14 protein-coding genes and 1 pseudogene are annotated in these 20,224 nt (G+C 72.8%); 10 read left to right on the top strand and 5 right to left on the bottom strand.

The window, feature by feature from the left end; translation table 11 throughout:
- On the bottom strand, nucleotides 1–838 hold an 838-nt coding region (gene rfbA / locus ASG49_RS18240), incomplete at its 3' end, for a glucose-1-phosphate thymidylyltransferase RfbA (RefSeq protein ID WP_082534023.1).
- 18 nt (nucleotides 839–856) lie between these two features.
- Between rfbA and rfbB the strand changes: the two genes are divergently transcribed.
- Together rfbB and ASG49_RS09920 are read left to right on the top strand one after the other, a co-directional pair.
- Complete coding sequence (gene rfbB / locus ASG49_RS09925) at nucleotides 857–1,870, top strand: dTDP-glucose 4,6-dehydratase (RefSeq protein ID WP_056540928.1); 1,014 nt, start codon at nucleotides 857–859, stop codon at nucleotides 1,868–1,870.
- Entirely contained in the window at nucleotides 1,867–3,279 is a 1,413-nt protein-coding gene (locus ASG49_RS09920) for a bifunctional dTDP-4-dehydrorhamnose 3,5-epimerase family protein/NAD(P)-dependent oxidoreductase (protein WP_056540925.1), read from the top strand. Before rfbB ends, ASG49_RS09920 begins: the two co-directional genes overlap by 4 nt.
- 13 nt (nucleotides 3,280–3,292) lie before the next feature.
- Here ASG49_RS09920 and ASG49_RS09915 read toward each other — a convergent pair whose 3' ends face one another.
- Complete coding sequence (locus ASG49_RS09915; RefSeq protein ID WP_056540922.1) at nucleotides 3,293–4,348, bottom strand: alpha/beta hydrolase; 1,056 nt, start codon at nucleotides 4,346–4,348, stop codon at nucleotides 3,293–3,295.
- Nucleotides 4,349–4,400: 52 nt separating this feature from the next.
- On the opposite strand from ASG49_RS09915, the gene ASG49_RS09910 reads away from it, so the two are divergent.
- A complete protein-coding gene (locus ASG49_RS09910; protein WP_200936267.1) occupies nucleotides 4,401–6,626 on the top strand; it encodes an RNA degradosome polyphosphate kinase in 2,226 nt (741 codons plus the stop codon).
- 211 nt (nucleotides 6,627–6,837) lie between these two features.
- Here ASG49_RS09910 and ASG49_RS09905 read toward each other — a convergent pair whose 3' ends face one another.
- Complete coding sequence (locus ASG49_RS09905; RefSeq protein WP_056540919.1) at nucleotides 6,838–7,854, bottom strand: cyclic nucleotide-binding domain-containing protein; 1,017 nt, start codon at nucleotides 7,852–7,854, stop codon at nucleotides 6,838–6,840.
- 136 nt (nucleotides 7,855–7,990) lie between these two features.
- On the opposite strand from ASG49_RS09905, the gene ASG49_RS09900 reads away from it, so the two are divergent.
- Nucleotides 7,991–11,611: an adenylate/guanylate cyclase domain-containing protein gene (locus ASG49_RS09900; protein ID WP_056540916.1), complete on the top strand. Its 3,621-nt coding sequence runs from the start codon at nucleotides 7,991–7,993 to the stop codon at nucleotides 11,609–11,611.
- On the opposite strand, the gene ASG49_RS09895 is transcribed toward ASG49_RS09900, so the two are convergent.
- On the bottom strand, nucleotides 11,578–12,675 hold the full coding sequence (locus ASG49_RS09895; RefSeq protein ID WP_156384270.1) for a hypothetical protein: 1,098 nt from the start codon (nucleotides 12,673–12,675) through the stop codon (nucleotides 11,578–11,580). The genes ASG49_RS09900 and ASG49_RS09895 overlap by 34 nt on opposite strands.
- A 43-nt stretch (nucleotides 12,676–12,718) precedes the next feature.
- Between ASG49_RS09895 and ASG49_RS09890 the strand changes: the two genes are divergently transcribed.
- From ASG49_RS09890 to ASG49_RS09865, 6 genes and pseudogenes are all read left to right on the top strand, one after another.
- The gene (locus ASG49_RS09890) at nucleotides 12,719–13,639 is read left to right on the top strand and encodes an NUDIX hydrolase (protein WP_156384269.1); all 921 of its coding nucleotides are present in this window, start codon (nucleotides 12,719–12,721) and stop codon (nucleotides 13,637–13,639) included.
- Nucleotides 13,640–13,806: 167 nt separating this feature from the next.
- Nucleotides 13,807–14,944, top strand: a pseudogene (gene pstS / locus ASG49_RS09885) (phosphate ABC transporter substrate-binding protein PstS); the annotation flags it as partial.
- Nucleotides 14,945–15,016: 72 nt separating this feature from the next.
- Complete coding sequence (gene pstC, locus ASG49_RS09880) at nucleotides 15,017–15,961, top strand: phosphate ABC transporter permease subunit PstC (protein WP_056540911.1); 945 nt, start codon at nucleotides 15,017–15,019, stop codon at nucleotides 15,959–15,961.
- Nucleotides 15,958–17,055 (top strand): phosphate ABC transporter permease PstA, encoded by a 1,098-nt coding sequence (gene pstA, locus ASG49_RS09875; protein ID WP_056540909.1) that lies wholly within the window; start codon nucleotides 15,958–15,960, stop codon nucleotides 17,053–17,055. The genes pstC and pstA overlap by 4 nt, the downstream gene beginning before the upstream one ends.
- A gap of 29 nt (nucleotides 17,056–17,084) precedes the next feature.
- Nucleotides 17,085–17,864 (top strand): phosphate ABC transporter ATP-binding protein PstB, encoded by a 780-nt coding sequence (pstB, locus tag ASG49_RS09870; RefSeq protein WP_056540907.1) that lies wholly within the window; start codon nucleotides 17,085–17,087, stop codon nucleotides 17,862–17,864.
- Nucleotides 17,865–18,030: 166 nt separating this feature from the next.
- Entirely contained in the window at nucleotides 18,031–19,080 is a 1,050-nt protein-coding gene (locus ASG49_RS09865) for a hypothetical protein (RefSeq protein ID WP_056540905.1), read from the top strand.
- Nucleotides 19,081–19,221: 141 nt separating this feature from the next.
- On the opposite strand, the gene ASG49_RS09860 is transcribed toward ASG49_RS09865, so the two are convergent.
- On the bottom strand, nucleotides 19,222–20,223 hold the full coding sequence (locus ASG49_RS09860) for an inorganic phosphate transporter (protein ID WP_056540902.1): 1,002 nt from the start codon (nucleotides 20,221–20,223) through the stop codon (nucleotides 19,222–19,224).
- Nucleotide 20,224 lies beyond the last annotated feature (1 nt).

Here is a 20,224-nt window from a genome sequence, read left to right as displayed (position 1 = left end):
ACTCGCCGTAGCCGCTCTTGACCAGGGGGCGGGCCCGCTCGGCGAGCTCGTCGTCGGTGAGGAAGCCGCTGCGCCAGGCGACCTCCTCGGGTGCCCCGATCTTGGTGCCCTGACGCTTCTCGATGGTCGCGACGTAGTTGCCCGCCTCGAGCAGCGAGTCGAAGGTGCCGGTGTCGAGCCAGGCGGTGCCCCGGTCGAGGACCTGCACCTGGAGCCGGCCCTGCTCGAGGTACTGCCGGTTGAGGTCGGTGATCTCCAGCTCGCCGCGGGGTGACGGCTGGAGCTGCCCGGCCATCGCCACGACGTCGTTGGAGTAGAAGTACAGGCCGGGGACGGCGTAGCGGCTGCGTGGCTTCTCGGGCTTCTCCTCCAGCGAGATCGCCGTGCCCTGGTCGTCGAACTCGACCACGCCGTACGCCGTGGGGTCGGCGACGCGGTAGCCGAAGATCGCCCCGCCGTCGAGGTCGGCGAACCGGCGCAGCTGGGTGCCCATCCCGTTGCCGTAGAAGATGTTGTCGCCCAGCACGAGGCAGACCGCCTCGTCGCCGATGTGGTCCTCGCCGATCAGGAACGCCTGGGCCAGGCCGTCGGGGCTCGGCTGCACCGCGTGGGTGATGCTGACGCCGAACTGGGAGCCATCGCCCAGCAGCCGCTGGAAGCCCGGGGCGTCGTGGGGCGTGGTGATGACCAGGATGTCGCGGATGCCGGCCAGGATCAGCATCGACAGCGGGTAGTAGACCATCGGCTTGTCGTAGACGGGCAGCAGCTGCTTGCTCGGACCGAGCGTGATCGGGTGCAGCCGCGAGCCGGTCCCGCCGGCCAGGATGATGCCTCGCATGGCCCTAAGGTACGGCGCATGGCCCCCACATTCCTGGTGACCGGCGGAGCAGGGTTCATCGGCTCCAACTTCGTCCGCCACGTGCTCGAGCACACCGACGACCAGGTCGTCGTCCTGGACAAGCTGACCTACGCCGGCGACCGACGGACGCTCGAGGGCCTGCCCGCGAACCGCGTCCGGCTCGTCGAGGGCGACATCGCCGACGCCGCCCTGGTCGACGGCCTCGTCGCCGACCTGGCGCGCGACGACGGCGTGCTGGTGCACTACGCCGCCGAGTCGCACAACGACAACTCGCTGCACGACCCCTCGCCGTTCGTGCAGACCAACCTGATCGGCACCTTCACCCTCCTCGAGGCGGCGCGGCGGCACGGCGTACGTCTGCACCACATCTCCACCGACGAGGTGTACGGCGACCTCGAGCTCGACGACCCCGGCCGGTTCACCGAGGCCACGCCCTACAACCCCTCCAGCCCCTACTCCTCGACCAAGGCCGGCTCGGACCTGCTCGTGCGGGCGTGGGTGCGCTCCTTCGGCGTCCGCGCCACCATCAGCAACTGCTCCAACAACTACGGCCCCTGGCAGCACGTGGAGAAGTTCATCCCGCGCCAGGTCACCAACCTCCTCGACGGCGTCCGCCCCCGCGTGTACGGCGCCGGCGCCAACGTGCGCGACTGGATCCACGCCGACGACCACTCCTCGGCCGTGCTGCGGATCATCGAGCGCGGTGAGATCGGCGAGACCTACCTGATCGGCGCCGACGGCGAGAAGTCCAACCTCGAGGTGGTGCAGGCGCTGCTCAGCATCATGGGCCGGCCCGAGGACGACTTCGACCTCGTCACCGACCGCGCCGGGCACGACCTGCGCTACGCCATCGACTCGACCAAGCTGCGCACCGAGCTGGGCTGGGAGCCGCGCTCCACCTCCTTCGCCGACGGGCTCACCCGCACCGTGGAGTGGTACCGCGAGCACGAGGACTGGTGGCGGCCCCACAAGGACGCCACCGAGCGCAAGTACGCCGAGGCCGGCCAGTGACCGACGGGCCCGCCGAGCTGGGCGTCGACACCTCCGACATCCCCGGCCTGCTCGTGCTGCGCCTGCCGGTGCACGGCGACAACCGCGGCTGGTTCAAGGAGAGCTGGCAGCGGGCCAAGATGACCGCACTGGGGCTGCCCGACTTCGGGCCGGTGCAGCACAACGTGTCGTTCAACGACGCGACCGGGGTCACCCGCGGCATCCACGCGGAGCCCTGGGACAAGCTGGTCTCGGTGGCGACGGGACGCGTCTTCGGCGCCTGGGTCGACCTGCGCGAGGGCGAGTCGTTCGGGCGCGTCGTCACCGTCGAGCTGGGGCCGGACACCGCGGTGTTCGTGCCGCGCGGCGTCGGCAACGCCTACCAGACGCTGGAGCCGGCCACGGCGTACTCCTACCTGGTCAACGCGCACTGGTCGGCGGCCGCGCGGGCGTCGTACACCTTCTTGAACGTGGCCGACGAGACCGCCGCCGTGCCGTGGCCGATCCCGCTGGACCGGGCCGAGCTGTCGCAGGCCGACCTCGCCCACCCCCGGCTCGCCGAGGTCCGGCCGTTCCCGGCGCGCCGCTCCGTCGTGCTCGGCGCCGGGGGCCAGGTGGGGCGTGCCCTGGCCGCGCTGCTGCCCGACGCGGTGGCGCTGACCCGCACCGACCTCGACCTCACCGGCGACCTCGACGAGGCCTACGACTGGGACACGGTCGACGTCGTCTACAACGCCGCGGCCCACACGGGCGTCGACGCCGCCGAGACGCCCGAGGGCCGCCCCGAGGCGTGGGCGACCAACGTCGCCGCCGTCGGCCGCCTGGTCGAGGTGTGCCGCCGCCACCGGCTGCCGCTGGTGCACTTCTCCACCGACTACGTCTACGACGGCACCCGCGAGCTGCACCAGGAGGACGAGCCCGTCGCGCCGCTCGGCGTCTACGGCCAGACCAAGGCCGCGGGCGACGCGCTGGTCGCGACGCTGCCGCGGCACCACGTGCTGCGCACCAGCTGGGTGATCGGCGACGGCGGCAACTTCCTGGCCACCATGGCGCGCCTCGCCGACAACGGGGTCTCCCCCACCGTGGTCGCCGACCAGGTCGGGCGGCTCGGCTTCGCCGACGACCTGGCCCGCGCCGCCCACCACCTCGCCACCAGCGGCGCCGAGCCGGGCGTCTACCACGTCACCTGCTCCGGCGACCCGGTCAGCTGGGCCGACCTCGCCCGCGCGGTCTTCGTCGCCCGCGGTCGCGAGGCCGACGCCGTCACCCCCGTCACCACCGAGGAGTACGCCGCCGGCAAGCAGCTCGCCCCCCGCCCCCGCCACAGCACGATGGACCTCACCAAGCTGGAGGCGACCGGGTTCGTCCCGAGCGATGGCGCCGCCGCCCTCGCGGCCTACCTCCGGACGCTTCCACCGCCGGCTCGCTGACCGGCCCGCAGGGTCAGGCGCGCAACACCGCGCCGGCGCGCTCCGCGACCTCCCGGACGTACGCCGGGCACTCGCGGCCGGCGTCGACGAAGTGGATGAAGCCGTGGACCATCGAGGCGTAGCGGGTGAGGTCGACCTCGACGCCCTGCTTCTCCAGCAGCGCGGCGTACGCCTCGCCCTCGTCGCGCAGCGGGTCGAAGCCAGCCGTGACGACGTGGGCGGGCGCGATCCGCTCCGGGAAGTCCGTACGCCGCAGCGCGGACGCGTCGGGGTGGTGCTCGTCGACCGCGTCGGGGTCGAAGAAGTTCTCCCGGGCGCCGTCGAGGAACGCCTGGGTCAGCAGCAGCCCCTCGGGCGCGAACAGGCGACGGCTGGTGCTCTCCTCGACCCAGTCGGTGCCGGGGTAGATCAGCAGCTGCAGCCGCATCGGAAGACCCTCCTCGGCCGCGAAGATCGCCGTCGAGGCGCTCAGCGCGCCCCCGGCGGAGTCACCGCCGACGGCCAGCCGGTCGCGGTCGGCGCCGACCTCCTCGGCGTGCTCGACCAGCCAGCGGTAGGCGGCCTTGGCGTCGTCGCTCGCCGCGGGGAAGCGGTGCTCGGGGGTGCGGCGGTAGTCGACGGCCAGCACCTGCACGCCGGCCGTCTCGGCGAGGACACGGCAGAACGGGTCGTGGGTCTCCAGGTCGCCGTACATCCAGCCGCCGCCGTGGAGGAACAGCAGCGTGGGCGAGGAGGTGGCGCCGATGCAGCTGATGGGCACGTAGAGCCGCGCGTCGAGCGGCCCGGCGGCGCCGTCGACCCGGAGGTCGCGGTAGGCCGCCAGCGGCGGGCGGCCCCCGATCATCCGGGTCAGCCGCCGGTAGGACAGCCGCGCGTCGTCGAGCGGGAGCGTGGACATGTCGACGAGCCGCGCCAGCTTCTGCGCCGTGAACATCAGCTGCAGCTCGGGGGCCAGCTCGAGCCCGTCGAGGCGTCGCGGACGACCTCGCAGCACCCGCTGCACCCCGGGGGGAAGGCCCATCAGCAGCCGGAGGACGAGACGTTCGAGAGCGAAGCGGAGACGGGTCACGGGGGCAAACTACGACACCCCTCGTTCACCTGTCGGTGGAAGGATGGGACCCATGACCGAGAGCCTCCACCCCGCGACGGGTTCCGACGCCGACGAGGGCCCCCAGGACCCGACCCTGCGCGTCGTCCCCGCCGACAGCTTCGACGTGGACCCGCCGTACGACCCGGGCGAGCCGCAGTTCGACGAGGGTGAGTTCCCCGACCGCTTCCTCGACCGCGAGCTGTCCTGGCTGCACTTCAACCAACGCGTGCTGGCGCTCTCGGAGGACCCCGCGCTGCCGCTGCTCGAGCGGGCCCGCTTCCTGGCCATCGTGGCCAGCAACCTCGACGAGTTCTTCATGGTGCGGGTGGCCGGCCTCAAGCGGCGGATCGCGGCCGGGGTCGCCGTACGCGCGGCCTCGGGGCTGATGCCCCGCGAGGTGCTCGAGCAGATCTGGCGCGTGAGCGGTGAGCTGCAGGCCCGGCACGCGGCCTGCTTCCGCGACCAGATCGTGCCCGCCCTCGCCGAGGAGGGCATCACGCTGGTGCGCTGGGACGACCTCGACCGCGACGAGCAGAAGCAGTGCAAGCGGTTGTTCAAGGAGCGCGTCTTCCCCGTGCTCACGCCGCTGGCCGTCGACCCGGCCCACCCGTTCCCCTACATCTCCGGGCTCTCGCTCAACCTCGCGGTGCTGGTGCGCAACCCCAAGACCGACAAGGAGCACTTCGCGCGGGTCAAGGTGCCGCCGATCTTCACCCGCTTCGTGCCCCTGGGCAACCAGCGCTTCGTGCCGCTCGAGGACGTCATCGGCGAGCACCTCAAGCGGCTGTTCCCCGGCATGGAGATCCTCAGCGTCAACACCTTCCGGGTGACGCGCAACGAGGACCTCGAGGTCGAGGAGGACGACGCCGAGAACCTCCTCCAGGCCCTGGAGAAGGAGCTGCTCCGTCGCCGCTTCGGCCCGCCCGTGCGGCTCGAGGTCGAGGAGAACATCGACGAGCACGTGCTCGAGCTGCTCATCAGCGAGCTCGGCGTGGCCGAGTCGGAGGTGTTCCGGCTCCCCGGCCCGCTGGACCTGCGCGGCCTGCACGGCATCGCCGACCTCGACCGCGAGGACCTGAAGTACCCCAACTTCCTGCCCGCGACCCACACCCTGCTGGCGCCGGTCGAGTCGGCCTCGCCCGTCGACGTCTTCAAGGCGCTGCAGCGCTCCGACGTGCTGCTCCACCACCCGTACGACTCCTTCAGCACCTCGGTGCAGCGGTTCATCGAGCAGGCCGCGGCCGACCCGCAGGTGCTGGCGATCAAGCAGACGCTCTACCGCACCTCGGGCGACTCCCCGATCATCGACGCCCTCGTCGACGCCGCCGAGAGTGGCAAGCAGGTGCTGGTGATCGTGGAGATCAAGGCACGTTTCGACGAGTCGGCCAACATCCGCTGGGCGCGCAAGCTCGAGCACGCCGGCTGCCACGTCGTCTACGGCCTGGTCGGCCTGAAGACCCACTGCAAGCTGTCGATGGTGGTGCGCGACGAGCCCGAGGGCATCCGCCGCTACACCCACATCGGCACCGGCAACTACAACCCCAAGACCGCGCGGATGTACGAGGACTTCGGGCTGCTGACCACCGACGAGAGCATCGGCGAGGACGTCGCCCACCTGTTCAACAACCTCTCCGGCTACAGCCGCAACGCGTCGTACGCCGAGCTCATGGTCGCCCCCGACTCGGTCCGCACCGGCCTGCTCGACCTGATCCGCGCCGAAACCGCCCACCACAAGGCCGGGCGACCGGCCCGGATCCGCCTCAAGGCCAACTCGATCGTCGACGAGGCCGTCATCGACGCGCTCTACACCGCCTCGCGCGCCGGGGTGCCGATCGACCTGCTCATCCGCGGCATCTGCGCCGTCCGGCCCGGGGTGCCGGGGCTCTCGGAGACGATCCGGGTCAAGTCGGTGCTGGGCCGCTACCTCGAGCACAGCCGGATCATGTGGTTCGAGAACGGCGGCGAGCCGCTGGCCTACATCGGCTCCGCCGACCTGATGCACCGCAACCTCGACCGTCGCGTCGAGGTGCTGGTCAAGCTGCCCTCGGCCACCGAGACCGACGAGGTCACCCGGCTGCTCGACCTCGCCTTCTCCGAGCACACCGCCGGCTTCTCGCTCGACTCCGACGGCGAGTGGTCGGCCGTCACCTCCCCCGACGAGCAGCCCCTGCGCAACCTCCAGGAGCACCTCATCTCCATCCACAAGCGCCGCCGGCGGGGCCAGCACGACCGCGGCGAGCGGGCCTCGCGGGGCTGACTGCGGGCTCGGTGGCGCGACCCGGCGGGGTCATTGCCACACCACGGCTGTGCGGGGCGTCGTACGGCGACGCTGGTGCGGCAGTGGCGGCAGTTTCACCGGCCAGCCGGTGAAACTGCCCCGAGCGCCACACCACGGCCCCGCCGCACGACGTACGACGACGCTGGTGTGGCACCGGATCTGCGTGACGAGTCACCCACCAGGACGACCCTCAGGAGCGGAGCAGGTCCTCGCGGTGGTGGGTGGCGGCGAGGGCGCGGAGCTTGGCGAGGTCGACCTGGTCGCGCGGGACCGCGGCGACCCGGAGCGGGGTGAGGGCGGTGACGGTGGAGGTCCGCAGGCCGTCCTCGAGCAGCGCCCGCTCCCCCAGCACCGCGCCGGGGCCGAGCTCGGCCAACGGCTGGCCGTCGACGTCGACGCGCACCACGCCGTCCAGGACGAGGTAGAGCTCGTCGCCGGGGTCGCCTTGCCGCGTCAGCTGCAGTCCCTCGGGGAGACGGCGGACCTCCGGCCGGCGGCCGCCGCGCATGATGTCGTGGGACAGCCGGCGCTCCAGCTCGGTCTCGAAGGCCACGACCAGCGCCTCGCGGTCGCGGTCGGCCCACGGGGTGCGGTCGCCGAACGAGTGCGCCATCCACCGGCCCTGGTCGGCCAGGCCGCTCTTGAGGGCGACGGCACCCGACGCGTCGTACACCCAGTGGCGGGGGAAGGCGCTGGCCCCGACCAGCTCGACCTCGCTGCGGCCGTCGGCGTGCAGCGTCAGCGCGAGCGTGGTCCACACCGTCGGCGCCTGCCACCGCACGAACGGCGGGTGAGGCACCGGCCGCGGCAGGGGTACGCCGGTCCGGCCACCCACCGTCTGGACGAACCGCACCGACCCCTCGGCGTGCTGCGGCTCCCGCTGGATCGTCGGCAGGGACGCGGCCCGGAAGGTCGCTCCCAGCCGGCCCACCGAGACCGTGGTCGAGCCCATCACCAGCCCGCTGTGCCCGTGCAGCCCGGCGTCGAGCACCCGGCCGTCCTCCACCTCGGCCCACGCGGCGAGCAGGTTGCCGAACCGGAACCGGTCCTCCCGGCACAGCCGGTCGACCTCCTCGGGGCCGGACACCCGGTCGGGCAGCGGGTCGTCCCAGTGGGAGAGCCGCAGGTCCATGCCCACCTTCAGACCCCCGGTCAGGGAGTCCGACGGGATCCAGGACAGCGACACGGCGGTGGCGTCGACTCGCACGGTGACCTCGCTTCGGCTCGGGGACGGTGAGCGGCCTGCGGTGCCAGCGAAGGTAGACCCGCGCGCCGGGTCCCGACAACGGGTCGGGCCCGAACGGGTGGTGGCGGTCTGCACCGGCTGCTCCTAGCGTGTCGCCATGACGGGCGACCTCGACGCCGTCGACGCGGTCGACCGCGCCATCGCGGCGCTGGAGGCCCAGCGCGCCGCGCTGGGCGACACCGTCGTGGACACGGCCCTGGCGCCGCTGCGCGCCCGGCGCGACCGGCTCGCGGGCCACCGCACCGAGAACCGACGCCTCGTCACCGTGCTCTTCGCCGACCTCGTGGACTTCACGGTCCTCTCGCGCCACCTCGACGCCGAGGACACCCGCGAGGTCGTCGGGGAGTACTTCGCCCGCTGGCGCCGCGCCATCGAGGCCCACGGCGGTGTGGTGGAGAAGTTCATCGGCGACGCGGTGATGGCCGTCTACGGCCTCGAGCGCAGCTTCGAGGACGACGCCCACCGGGCGGTCCGCTCCGCGCTGGCCATGCTCGAGGACCTGCGCGCGCTCAGCGCCGAGCTCCACGACCGCCACGGGATCGAGCTGCACATGCGCGTCGGGATCGACACCGGCGAGGTGGTGGTCAGCACCCTCGGCGAGCGCCACGACGACAGCTACGTCGCGGTCGGCCCGACCGTCAACCGCGCCGCGCGCCTCCAGGCCGCGGCGCCGGTCGACCGGGTGCTGGTCTCCCTCGACACCCAGAGGCTGCTGCGCGGCTCCTTCGGCGTCGAGGCCCACGAGCCGCTCACGCTCAAGGGCCTCGACCTGCCCGTGGACGCCTTCGTCGTCACCGGCGAGCGGCACGCGGTCTTCCGGCTCGACCGCAGCGCCGGCGTCGAGGGCGTGGAGACCCGCACCGTGGGCCGCGAGCTGCAGCTGCGGTTCCTCCAGGACCGCACCTGGGACGTCACCGACGAGGGCCGCTGGCGGGTGGTGACGGTGCTGGGCGACGCCGGGGTCGGCAAGTCGCGGCTGCTCCTCGACTTCGACACCTGGCTGCACGACCGCGAGGAGGCGGTGTTCTGGTTCCGCGGTCGCGCGTCGCCGGCCACCCAGGAAAGCCCCCACGCGCTGCTGCGCGACATCGTCTCGGCGCGGCTCGACCTGCACGCGGGCGACCCGCCCGACGGCGTACGCCGCGCCTTCGTCGACGCCTTCTCCACCGCCCTCGGCCCCGTCGAGGGACCGCGGCTGGCCGTCGACGCCGCCGCGTTCCTGGGGTACGACGTGGCGCAGCCCGACGAGGTGCCCACCCACCCGCAGGCGCTGCGCGACCGCGGGTCGCACGCCCTGGCCCGCCTGCTGCACGCGCTCAGCCGGACCGCGCCGGCGGTCATCCTGCTGGAGGACCTGCACTGGGCCGACGAGGGCAGCCTGCGCTGGCTCGACGCGGCCGCGCCCGAGCTGGCCGACGCCACCGTGCTCGTGGTCGCGACCGCACGCCCCACCCTGCTGGAGCGCCACGAGCGCTGGGGCGAGGGCCTGGCCCACCACGAGCGGCTCGACCTGGCGCCGCTCTCGCGCCGGGAGAGCCGCGAGCTGGTGGGCGAGATCCTCGCGCGTGTCGAGGACCTGCCCCGCGCGCTGGTCGACCTCGTGGTCGACCACGCCGAGGGCAACCCGTTCTACCTCGAGGAGCTGGTCACCTGGATGGTCGACGCGGGCGTCGTCGTCCGGGGCGACCCGGCCTGGACCGTGGCCCTCGACCGCGTCGGCGCGGTGTCGGTGCCCCCGACGCTCAAGGGGGTGCTGCAGTCGCGGCTGGACTCCCTCACCCCGGCCGAGCGCGACCAGCTGCAGCGCGCCTCGGTGCTGGGGCGCGTCTTCTGGGACACCGCGCTGGCCGCGATGACCCGCCGCGAGGTCGACCCGGCCGTCGTCGACGCCGACCTCGAGCGGCTGCGCACGCGCGGGCTGCTGCTCGAGCGGCCCGAGTCACGCTTCGCCGGGTCGCGCGAGTTCGTCTTCAAGCACGCCCTGCTCCGCGACGTGGCGTACGACGGGATGCTGCGCGCCCACCGCGAGCGCTACCACGCGCGCGCCGCCCGGTGGTTCGCGCGGGCGGCGACCGACTCGGGCCGCGAGGAGACCTTCGCCGCGGTCGTCGCGGGCCACCTCGACCGGGCCCGCGACGCCGACGCGGCCCGGTGGTACCTCCGCGCCGGCCGCCGCGCCGCCGCCGTCCACGCCCTCGACGAGGCCCAGCGGACCCTGGCCCGGGCCGCCGAGCTGGTCGCGGCCGACGACGACGCGCTGCGCTTCGACGTGCTGGCCGCGAGCGAGGCGCTGGCCGAGCGGCAGGGAGACCGGGCGCGCCAGCACGAGCACCTCGAGGCGATGCAGCGGCTCGAGCAGCGGCTGGACGGCTCCCGCCGGGTGGCGCTGCTGCTGGCGCAGGGACGGTGGGCCTTCGTCCAGAGCGAGTACGACGCGGCACGCGGACTGTCCGGCCGGGCGGTGCAGCTGGCCACCGAGCAGGGCCGGGACGACCTCGTCGCCGAGGCGCTGCTCCTCCAGGGCGAGACCCTCACCTGGGCCGAGGACCCCGACGCCGCCCGGGTGTGCCTGACGAGGGCGGTCGACCTCGCGCGGGCGAGCACGCGCCCCGACGTGGAGGGCGAGGCGCTGCGCTACCTCGGCATGGTGGCCAGCAACACCGGCGACTTCCCGCTCTCGCTGGAGCGGGTGCAGCAGGCGCGCGAGCTGTTCGCCCGGCTCGGCGACAGCGAGATGGAGAGCACCGCGCTGGTGCAGCTGGCGACGACGCACTACTTCATGGGCCGGTACGCCGAGGCGCAGACCGCGCTCGAGGAGACGCTGCCCATCTTCCGGCGGGCCGGCCACCGCTACCGCGAGTCCATCGCGCTGGGCAACCTGGCCAGCGTGGCCGCCGTCCGGGGCCGCTTCGGACCCGCCGAGGCGTGGGTCGGCGAGGCGATCGCGGTCTCCCGCGACCTCGGCGAGCTCGAGGCGACGTCGACCAACCTGATGGTGGCCGCCCAGGTCGAGCTGTTCACCGGCCGCTTCGACGCCGCCGAGGCCCACGCCCGGGAGTCGCTCGACATCGCCCGCGGCCTGCGCAACCGGCCGCTGGAGGTCGACGCGCTGACCCGGCTGGTGCACGTCGACCTCGTGCGCGGCGAGGTCGACGCCGCGGTGGGGCACGGGCGGGAGGCCGTGGCGATCGGCGCCGACGCCTCCTCCGACCTCGACCGGGGCCAGGCGCACCTCGGGCTCGGCCACGCCCTGGTCTGCAGCCCCGACGGGCTGGCCGAGGCCGACGAGCACTTCCGCCAGGCCGCCGCGCTGTTCGCCGCCGTCGACGTGGCCGTGCCGGGGCGCGAGTGCGCGGTCGGACGGGCGCGGGTGGCCTCGCTGCGGGGCGAGCACGACCGCGCCGTCGCCCTGCTGGAGCCGGTGCTCGACCACCTCGACCACGACGAGCTCGTCGGCGCCGCCCTGCCCGCCACGATGCTGCGCGGCTGCGTCGAGGTGCTGCGCCGCGCGGGCGACCCGCGGGCGGAGACCGTGCTGGGGCAGGCCCGGGCCCACCTGCGCGAGACCGCGGCCCGCGTCGGCGACGACGACCTCGCGGCGGCGTACCTCGCCATCGAGCCCAACCGGGTGCTGCTCGAGGACGACATCGACGTGCCTGCCCCAAGCCCGAGCGGGCAGGCCGGTCAGCAGGTGGCGAAGACCAGCGGTCCCTCGTAGAGGCTCGACAGCACGAAGCCGTCCGGCTCCCGCGGGCGCAGGTCGAGCAGCACGTCGGGCCCGACGGCGCGCGACCGGGTCAGCTCGAAGTCGTCGGCCACACGGCCCCCGCCACGCCCCGGCGTCTCCCCGACGACCAGCTCCGCCCGGGCGCGGAGGTCCTCGCGCGCCCGGTCGTCGTCCTCGTAGTGCGCCACGACGTGGAGGGTGCGTCGGGGGTCCATCCCCATCGCGAAGCCGGCGAGCGGGTTCACCCCACCGACCTCGTCGACCAGGCCCTCGGCCAGCTGCTGCTCCTCCTCGGCGGCGGTGGCCATCGAGAGGTCCTCGCACACGAAGTCGCCGGTCCACAGCATCGCGTTGACGGTCGCCCCGAGGCGCCCGGCGACGTCCGCCACCCCGGCCACGTCGCTCACCGGGGTGCCGTCGCCGCGGGCGACCTTCGCGGTCGAGGTGGCGTAGGCCCGGGTGTCGCTGCTGACCACCAGTCCCTGGTCGGGCAGCAGCGCGACGTACTGCAGGGCGGGGGTCAGTGTCGGGTCGAGCGAGGAGACCAGGTCGATGCCGCCGTCCCAGGTGCCCTCCGGGCCGCCGCCGGACGGAGCGTCGTACCCCGCGCGGCGCAGGTTGCCGGCCAGCACGTCGAAGTCGGTGCCCTCGGGCGGCCGGAGCACCATCGCCGCGCCCTTCGGTGACTGCGTGTAGAGCTCCCACTGGGCGGTGCCCGGGCCGAAGCCGTAGATCTCCTGCAGCGCGCCCGCGGCCTCCTCGGTGCTCGAGACCGGGGAGAGGTCGGCGTCGTAGGCCTCGGCCGTCATCGCCTCGACCGCGTCGCGGTCGGGGTCGTCACCCAGGTCGGCGCCGACGCTGCGCCGCACCTGGACCCAGTCGGTGAAGGCGACCCGGCGGGCGTCCTGCGGCGCGTGCTGCAGGGCCTCCTGGAGCGGGGTGCGGTCCGCCCGGCGCCACCACCAGACGCCGGCGACGACCAGGCCGGCGACGAGGGCCAGCACGAGCAGCCCGACGAGCAGGGTCCGGCGGCGCGGCCGCGGACGTCTCTGCACGTCAGGAGGGTAGCCGCCGGGTGGGCGTGTGAGGATGTGCGCCATGGGTCAGCCCCCTCCGCCCCTCCCGACCCCGCTGCCCCGGGCCACCGGCCCCGACGTCGTCGCGGCGGGGGCCGTCGTGGTCCGCAAGGGCCCCGAGGGCCGCGAGGTGCTGCTGGTGCACCGACCGAAGTACGACGACTGGTCGTTCCCCAAGGGCAAGCAGGACCCCGGCGAGCACGTCACCACCACGGCCGTGCGCGAGATCCTCGAGGAGACCGGCGTCGAGGTCCGGCTCGGGCGCCCGCTGCTCCCCCAGCTGTACGCCGTCTCCGGCGGCCGGGCCAAGAAGGTGCACTACTGGGTCGGCCACGTGGTCGGCGACGACGACGTGAGCGGCTACGAGCCCAACCCCGAGGTCGACCAGGTGCGCTGGGTGCCGCTGGCCACGGCCGCCTCGCTGCTGACCTACCTCGACGACGTGCACCTGCTCGAGCAGCTCCGCGAGCAGCCCCGGGCGACGAGTGCCCTGGTCGTCGTACGCCACGCCAAGGCGACCAAGCGGCGCGACTGGGACGGCCCCGACCCCCGACGGCCGCTGCTCGAGGTCGGCGAGGAGCAGGCCCGCGAGCTCTCACGGCTGCTCGCGGCGTACGGCGTGACCCGGGTGCACAGCTCCTCGAGCACCCGCTGCACCCAGACCCTCGCGCCGTACGCCGAGGAGCAGGTGCTGCCGCTGGAGGAGCTCGACGAGCTCTCCGAGGAGCTCTCCGACCCCGACGCGGCCGCCCGGCTGCTGCACACCCTGGCGGCCGCGCCCGAGTCGAGCGTGGTGTGCAGCCACCGCCCCGTGCTGCCGACGCTGCTCGGGGTCCTGGGCGTCGAGGAGGAGCCGCTGGCGCCCTCCGAGCTGGTGGTGTGCCACGTCCGCAAGGGCGAGCTGGTCGCGGTCGAGCGCCACCTCCCGGGACCGTTGGCCTGACGCGGTGCGCGAGCGTCGCCAGGGCCGCTGAGCTGCGCATCTCCCTGTGACGCGCGTCATGCCACGCGGCGTTCCCGCCATCTGGGCAGCCAGCGTTCACCTCCCGTTCACCCGCGTCCCCGTGCCGTGACACCTCTGCTTCCTAGGTTCTGGTCGTCCACCCCCTTGTGAACTCACAGGAGCCTGAAGTGAACCGCTCTTCCCTCCGTCGCACCGCCCTCCCGGGCGTCGCCGCGATCGCCCTCGCCACGGCGCTGTCCGCCTGCGGGGCCGCCAACGAGGAGGCCGCCAGCGGCGACGCCGCCGCCGAGGGCGAGTCCTCGCTCTCCGGCGAGCTCGCCGGCGCCGGCGCGTCCTCCCAGGAGCGCGCCCAGGAGGCGTGGTCCACCGCCTTCCAGGCCGCCAACTCCGGCGTCACCGTGACCTACGACCCGGTCGGCTCCGGTGACGGCCGCACCCAGTTCATCGAGGGCGGCGTCGCCTTCGCCGGCTCCGACGCCTACCTCGACGACGACGAGCAGGAGCTCAGCGGCGCCAAGGAGCGGTGCGAGGGCCAGGACCCGATCGAGGTCCCGGCGTACGTCTCCCCCATCGCCATCGTGTTCAACCTCGAGGGCGTCGACGAGCTCAACCTCGACGCCAAGACCACCGCCGAGATCTTCGACGGCAAGATCACCACCTGGAACGACCCGGCCATCGCCGACCTCAACCCCGACGCCGAGCTGCCCGACGAGCGGATCACGCCCGTCCACCGCTCCGACGACTCCGGCACGACCGAGAACTTCACCGACTGGCTCAACCAGGCCGGCGACGGCGCGTGGAGCTACGACGCCGACGGCGTCTGGCCGGCCAAGGGCGGCGAGGCCGCCGAGGGCACCTCCGGCGTGATCTCCGCGGTCACCAACGGCACCGGCACCATCGGCTACGCCGACGAGAGCCAGGCCGGCGACCTCGCGATCGCCAAGGTCAAGGTCGGCGAGGAGTTCGTCGAGGCGACCCCCGAGGCCGGCGCCAAGGTCATCGAGGAGTCCGAGCGCGTCTCGGGCCGCCCGGACGTCGACATGGCGTTCGAGATCAACCGCACCACGACCGCGGCCGACACCTACCCCGTCGTCCTGGTCTCCTACCTGATCGCCTGCCAGACCTACTCCGACCAGGCCGAGGCCGACCTGGTCAAGGGCTACCTGTCCTACATCGTCTCCGACGAGGGCCAGAAGGCCGCCGCCGACAACGCCGGCGCGGCTGCGCTGTCCTCGTCGGTCGCCGAGGAGGCCCAGGGGATCGTCGAGAAGATCTCCGCCGGAANNNCGTGCGGGGGGTCACCACCCCCCGCACGCCACTTGCACGACCAGCCCCCTTCCACCCAGAGGACCTGACGTGACCACCACGCCCGCCGCCCCTCCCGCCGCCCGCCCCAAGCGGCGCCAGGGCGACCGCATCTTCGCGGGACTCTCCCGCGGCGCCGGCCTGTTCATCCTCGTCGCCCTCGCCGGGGTCTTCGTCTTCCTGGCGATCGAGGGCATCCCCGGCCTCACCCAGCCGTCGAGCTTCTACGCCCCGCAGGCCAGCACGTTCATCGGCTACGTCACCCCGCTGCTGTTCGGGACGATCCTGGCGGCCGTGATCGCGGTGATCATCGCCGCGCCGCTGTCCTTCGGCATCGCCCTGGTGATCAGCCACTACGCCCCCCGCTCGATCGCGGTGCCCGCGGCGTACGTCGTGGACCTGCTGGCCGCCGTCCCCAGCGTCGTGTTCGGCCTCTGGGGCATCAACGTCCTGGCCCGCAAGGTGGCGCCGGGCTACGAGTGGCTCTACGAGCACCTCGGCTTCATCCCGTTCTTCGCCGGTCCGCCCTCGACGACCGGCCGCACGATCCTCACCGCCGGCATCGTGCTGGCGATCATGATCCTGCCGATCATCACCGCGATCTCGCGCGAGATCTTCGCCCAGACCCCCCGGCTGCACCAGGAGGCCGCGCTGGCCCTGGGCGCGACCCGCTGGGAAATGGTCCGGCTCACGGTCTTCCCCTACGCCAAGTCCGGCATGGTCTCCGCGGTCATGCTCGGCCTGGGCCGCGCGCTCGGCGAGACGATGGCGGTCGCCATGGTCCTCTCGGCCGGCGGCGGCATCACCTTCAACCTGATCTCGTCGTCGAACCCGGCGAGCATCGCCTCCAACATCGCCAACAACTACAAGGAAGGCACGCCTGGCAAGGTCGCGGTCCTCATCGCCACCGGCCTGGTGCTGTTCCTGGTGACGTTCCTGGTCAACTTCGCGGCCCGCTGGCTGGTCGGCCGCTCCGAGCGGAGGATGGCGCGATGAGCACCACCACCCAGGCGCCCCGTGGGTCGGCCCCCACCCGCGTCCAGAGCCTGCAGCGGCCGCGGCTGCCCCGCTGGGCGCCGCTGCTGGTCGCCCTCGGGGCCGTCGCCGGCGCCGCCCTGCTGGGCCTGCTGCTCGGCTGGGGCCTGCTGAGCACCGGCTTCGTCGCGCTGCTGCTGTTCGTGGTGCTGATGCCGGTCTGGTCGCTGGTGGTGGAGAACCGCCGCGCCGCCGTCGACCGGCTGATGACCTCGTTGGTCTGGAGCGCGTTCCTGATCGCCCTGGTGCCGCTGCTCTCGCTGATCTGGACCGTCGTGTCCAAGGGCGCGCCGCAGATCAACGCGACCTTCCTGACGTTCTCGCAGTTCCGCACCGACCTCTCGCAGCCGGTCGGCATCTACCACGCCCTGATCGGCACCCTGCTGATCACGCTGGGCGCCACCGTGATCGCGGTCCCGATCGGCATCTTCACCGCGATCTACATCGTGGAGTACGGCCAGAAGGGCCGCCTGGCCCGCTCGATCACCTTCCTGGTCGACGTGATGACCGGCATCCCCTCGATCGTGGCCGGCCTGTTCGCCTTCGCGCTGTGGATCCTGCTGTTCGGCCCCTCGGCCCGCGCCGGCCTCGGCGGCTCGATCGCGCTGGCGATCCTGATGATCCCGATCGTGGTGCGCTCCACCGAGGAGATGCTCCGGCTCGTGCCCGACGACCTGCGCGAGGCGTCGTACGCCCTGGGGGTGCCGAAGTGGCGCACCATCGCCAAGGTCGTGCTCCCCACCGCGCTGGGTGGCATCGTGACCGGCGTGACCCTCGCCATCGCCCGCGTGGTCGGCGAGACCGCGCCGCTGCTGCTGATCGCGGGCCTGACGACGCGGACCAACTTCAACCTCTTCGACGGCCGGATGACCACGCTGCCGGTCCTGATCTTCACCCAGAACGCCAACCCGGGCATCCCGCCGCCCAGCGGCGGCGAGCCCCCGGGCATCGGCATCGCCTGGGGCGGCGCCTTCGTGCTGATCGTGATCGTGATGCTGCTCAACCTCGTCGCCCGCGTGGTCGGCAAGTACTTCGCCCCCAAGACCGGACACTGAGTCCGGACAACACGGAGAGTTCACACACCATGGCCAAGAGCATCGACGTCTCTGACCTCGACATCTACTACGGCGACTTCCTGGCGGTCGAGAGCGTCAACATGACGATCCCCGCCCGCTCGGTGACCGCGCTCATCGGACCGTCCGGCTGCGGCAAGTCGACCTTCCTGCGCTCGCTCAACCGGATGCACGAGGCGATCCCCGGCGCCCGCGTCGACGGCAAGATCATCGTCGACGGGCAGTCCCTCTACGACCCGGGCGTGGACCCGGTGGAGGTCCGCCGCATGGTCGGCATGGTCTTCCAGCGGCCCAACCCGTTCCCGACGATGTCGATCTACGAGAACGTCCTCGCCGGGCTGCGGCTGAACAACAAGAAGCTCAAGAAGTCCGCCGCCGACCAGGTCGTGGAGAAGTCCCTCAAGGGCGCCAACCTGTGGAACGAGGTCAAGGACCGGCTGGGCAAGCCCGGCATGGGCCTCTCCGGCGGCCAGCAGCAGCGGCTGTGCATCGCCCGCGCCATCGCCGTCGAGCCGCAGGTGCTGCTGATGGACGAGCCCTGCTCGGCCCTCGACCCCATCTCGACCTCCGCGATCGAGGACCTCATCCACGAGCTGAAGTCGGAGTACACGATCGTCATCGTGACCCACAACATGCAGCAGGCCGCCCGCGTCTCCGAGGACACCGCCTTCTTCAACATCGCCGGCACCGGCAAGCCCGGCAAGCTGATCGAGATGAACCCCACCAAGAAGATCTTCAGCGTCCCCGACGAGCCCGCCACCGAGGCCTACATCTCGGGTCGGTTCGGGTAGGTCGGCCCCGCGCTACCCGCGTCGGGTGGGGTCCGCCTCGCCATACGGCGTAGTCCGAGACGAAAAGCACCACCTGGGTCCTCCGGGTGGTGCTTTTCGTCTCGGACTACCTGCCCCTGTGGATCACCGTTCGCGAGACCGACGTACGGCGGGCACCCTGCAGCGGATGGACACCGATGATCCCCTCAGTGCGGCGAGGGCTGCCGTGGTCTGGCCGGTGGCGCTCGACCCGACCGGTGTCGACGGCCCCACCCGCGGGGCGGCGCGCGGGTCGCGGTGGCGTCGCTCCAGCCACGGGCTCTACGTGCCGGCAACCGTGGAGGCCGATCAGCCCGAGCAACGCATCGTCGAGGCGGCGGCCATCCTGCCCGAGATCGGAGGCGTGACCGGGTGGGCCGGTCTGCGCTGGGCCGGCGGCGTCTGGTTCGACGGTCGCGGACCGCAGGGTCAGCCTCGCGACGTGGATCTCGCGACCTGCTACGAGGACGTTCGGACCCGTCCGGGCAAGCGGGTGTGCCAGGAGCGGCTGCCCCCGTCCGAGCTCGTCGACCACGACGGCGTACGCATGACATTGCCGGTCCGGTCACTGCTCTTCGTGCTCCGCCGCGCGCCCGACCTCCGGACGGCCGTGATCGCCGCCGACATGGCTGCCTACTCCGACCTCGTCTCCCTGGACGAGGCCTGGGAGTACGCCCTGGCTCACCCGGGGTGGACGGGAGTGCCGCAGGCTCGCCGGGCTCTCCTCCTCGCGGCGGAGAACTCGTGGTCCCCCCGGGAGACGGCGCTGCGCCTGGTGTGGACACAGGACGCCGGTCTGGGGGCGCCCCTGTGCAACAGCCCCGTGTTCGACCTCGAGGGTCGGCTGATCGGCGTACCCGACATGGTCGACCCGGAGTCGGGGCTGCTCGGCGAGTACGACGGCGTGGTCCACTTCGTCGGCCCGCAGCGGGCCCACGACCTAGGCCGGCTCGACCGGTTCCGCGACCACGGGCTCGAGCCCGTCGTGGTCGTCTCCGACGACATGGCCGACCGGGATCGCGTCGTACGCCGCCTGCTCGCCGGGCACGAGCGCGCCCGACGGCGACCCGCGTCCGAACGCCGGTGGACCACCGAGCCACCACCGTGGTGGACGCCCACCGACACGGTCTCCCTCAGGCGCTCCCTCGCCGCCACCGTGGCCCGCCGTCTCCTGGCCCACCGCGAACGCGCCGCCTGACCTGCTTCCCGCCACCCCGCACACTCCACCACGGGGGATAGTCCGAGACGAAAAGCACCGGCGACGGCCCGACGTCGGTGCTTTTCGTCTCGGACTACCCGGAGTCGGGGATCGTCCTGCCGCCCGGCTAGCCGAGCCCGGTCAGGGCAGCTGGAGCACGAACCGCAGCAGGAGGTAGACGAGGGCGGCGACGCCGCCGGCGGCGGGGAAGGTGAGCACCCAGGCGGTGAGGATGGAGCGGGCGACGCCCCAGCGGACGGCGGAGAAGCGCTTGGTGGCGCCGACGCCCATCACCGCGCTGGTGATGGTGTGGGTGGTCGAGATCGGCGCCTCGAAGACGTACGCCGCGGTGTAGAGCACGCCCGCCGAGATCGACTCGGCGGCGAACCCCCGGGCCGGGTCGAGGTGGATGATGCGGCGACCGAGGGTGCGCATGATGCGCCAGCCACCGGAGTAGGTGCCCAGCGAGATCGCGGTCGCGGCCGCGATGATGACCCAGACCGGGAGCGGGTCACCGGCGGCGACGTACCCACCGGAGAGCAGCGCCAGGAAGATCACGCCCATCGTCTTCTGTGCGTCCTGGAGGCCGTGGCCCAGCGCCATCGCGGCGGCCGAGATGGTCTGGGCGAGCCGGAAGCCCGACCCCACGCGGCGCGGCGAGGCCTTCCGGAACAGCCACATGATCAGCAGCATGAAGGCGAAACCGAGGGAGAACGCCAGCAGCGGCGAGACCACCATCGGGATGACGACCTTCTCGACCACCGTGGCCCAGTTGACGAACACGCCGGCGGTCAGCGCCGAGCCGACCAGGCCGCCGATGAGGGCGTGGGAGGACGACGAGGGCAGGCCGTAGTACCAGGTCACCATGTTCCAGGTGATGGCCCCGAACAGGCCGGCCATCACGATCACCAGGCCGTGGCTGCCGACCCCGGGGTCGATCACGTCACTGACGGTGCTGGCGACCTTCTGGCCCAGGAAGGCGCCGACGAAGTTCATGACGGCCGCCATCAGCAGCGCCACCCGAGGGGTCAGCGCGCGCGTCGAGACCGAGGTCGCGATGGCGTTGGCCGCGTCGTGGAACCCGTTGGTGTAGTCGAAGACCAGGGCGACCAGGACCACCGCGATGACGATGGCGAGCGTCACG

This window comes from Marmoricola sp. Leaf446, from assembly GCF_001424755.1.
GTDB lineage: Bacteria > Actinomycetota > Actinomycetes > Propionibacteriales > Nocardioidaceae > Marmoricola.
Note: the sequence above shows the minus strand (reverse complement) of the source record. Positions and strands in the feature narration are given on the sequence as shown.

Excerpts from the sequence above, each read along its gene's own strand:
- pstA (WP_056540909.1), top strand. The coding sequence starts at position 15,958 with ATGAGCACCACCACCCAGGCGCCCCGTGGGTCGGCCCCCACCCGCGTC.
- rfbB (WP_056540928.1), top strand. The coding sequence starts at position 857 with ATGGCCCCCACATTCCTGGTGACCGGCGGAGCAGGGTTCATCGGCTCC.
- pstB (WP_056540907.1), top strand. The coding sequence starts at position 17,085 with ATGGCCAAGAGCATCGACGTCTCTGACCTCGACATCTACTACGGCGAC.
- ASG49_RS09890 (WP_156384269.1), top strand. The coding sequence starts at position 12,719 with ATGGGTCAGCCCCCTCCGCCCCTCCCGACCCCGCTGCCCCGGGCCACC.
- ASG49_RS09900 (WP_056540916.1), top strand. The coding sequence starts at position 7,991 with ATGACGGGCGACCTCGACGCCGTCGACGCGGTCGACCGCGCCATCGCG.
- ASG49_RS09865 (WP_056540905.1), top strand. The coding sequence starts at position 18,031 with ATGGACACCGATGATCCCCTCAGTGCGGCGAGGGCTGCCGTGGTCTGG.
- ASG49_RS09910 (WP_200936267.1), top strand. The coding sequence starts at position 4,401 with ATGACCGAGAGCCTCCACCCCGCGACGGGTTCCGACGCCGACGAGGGC.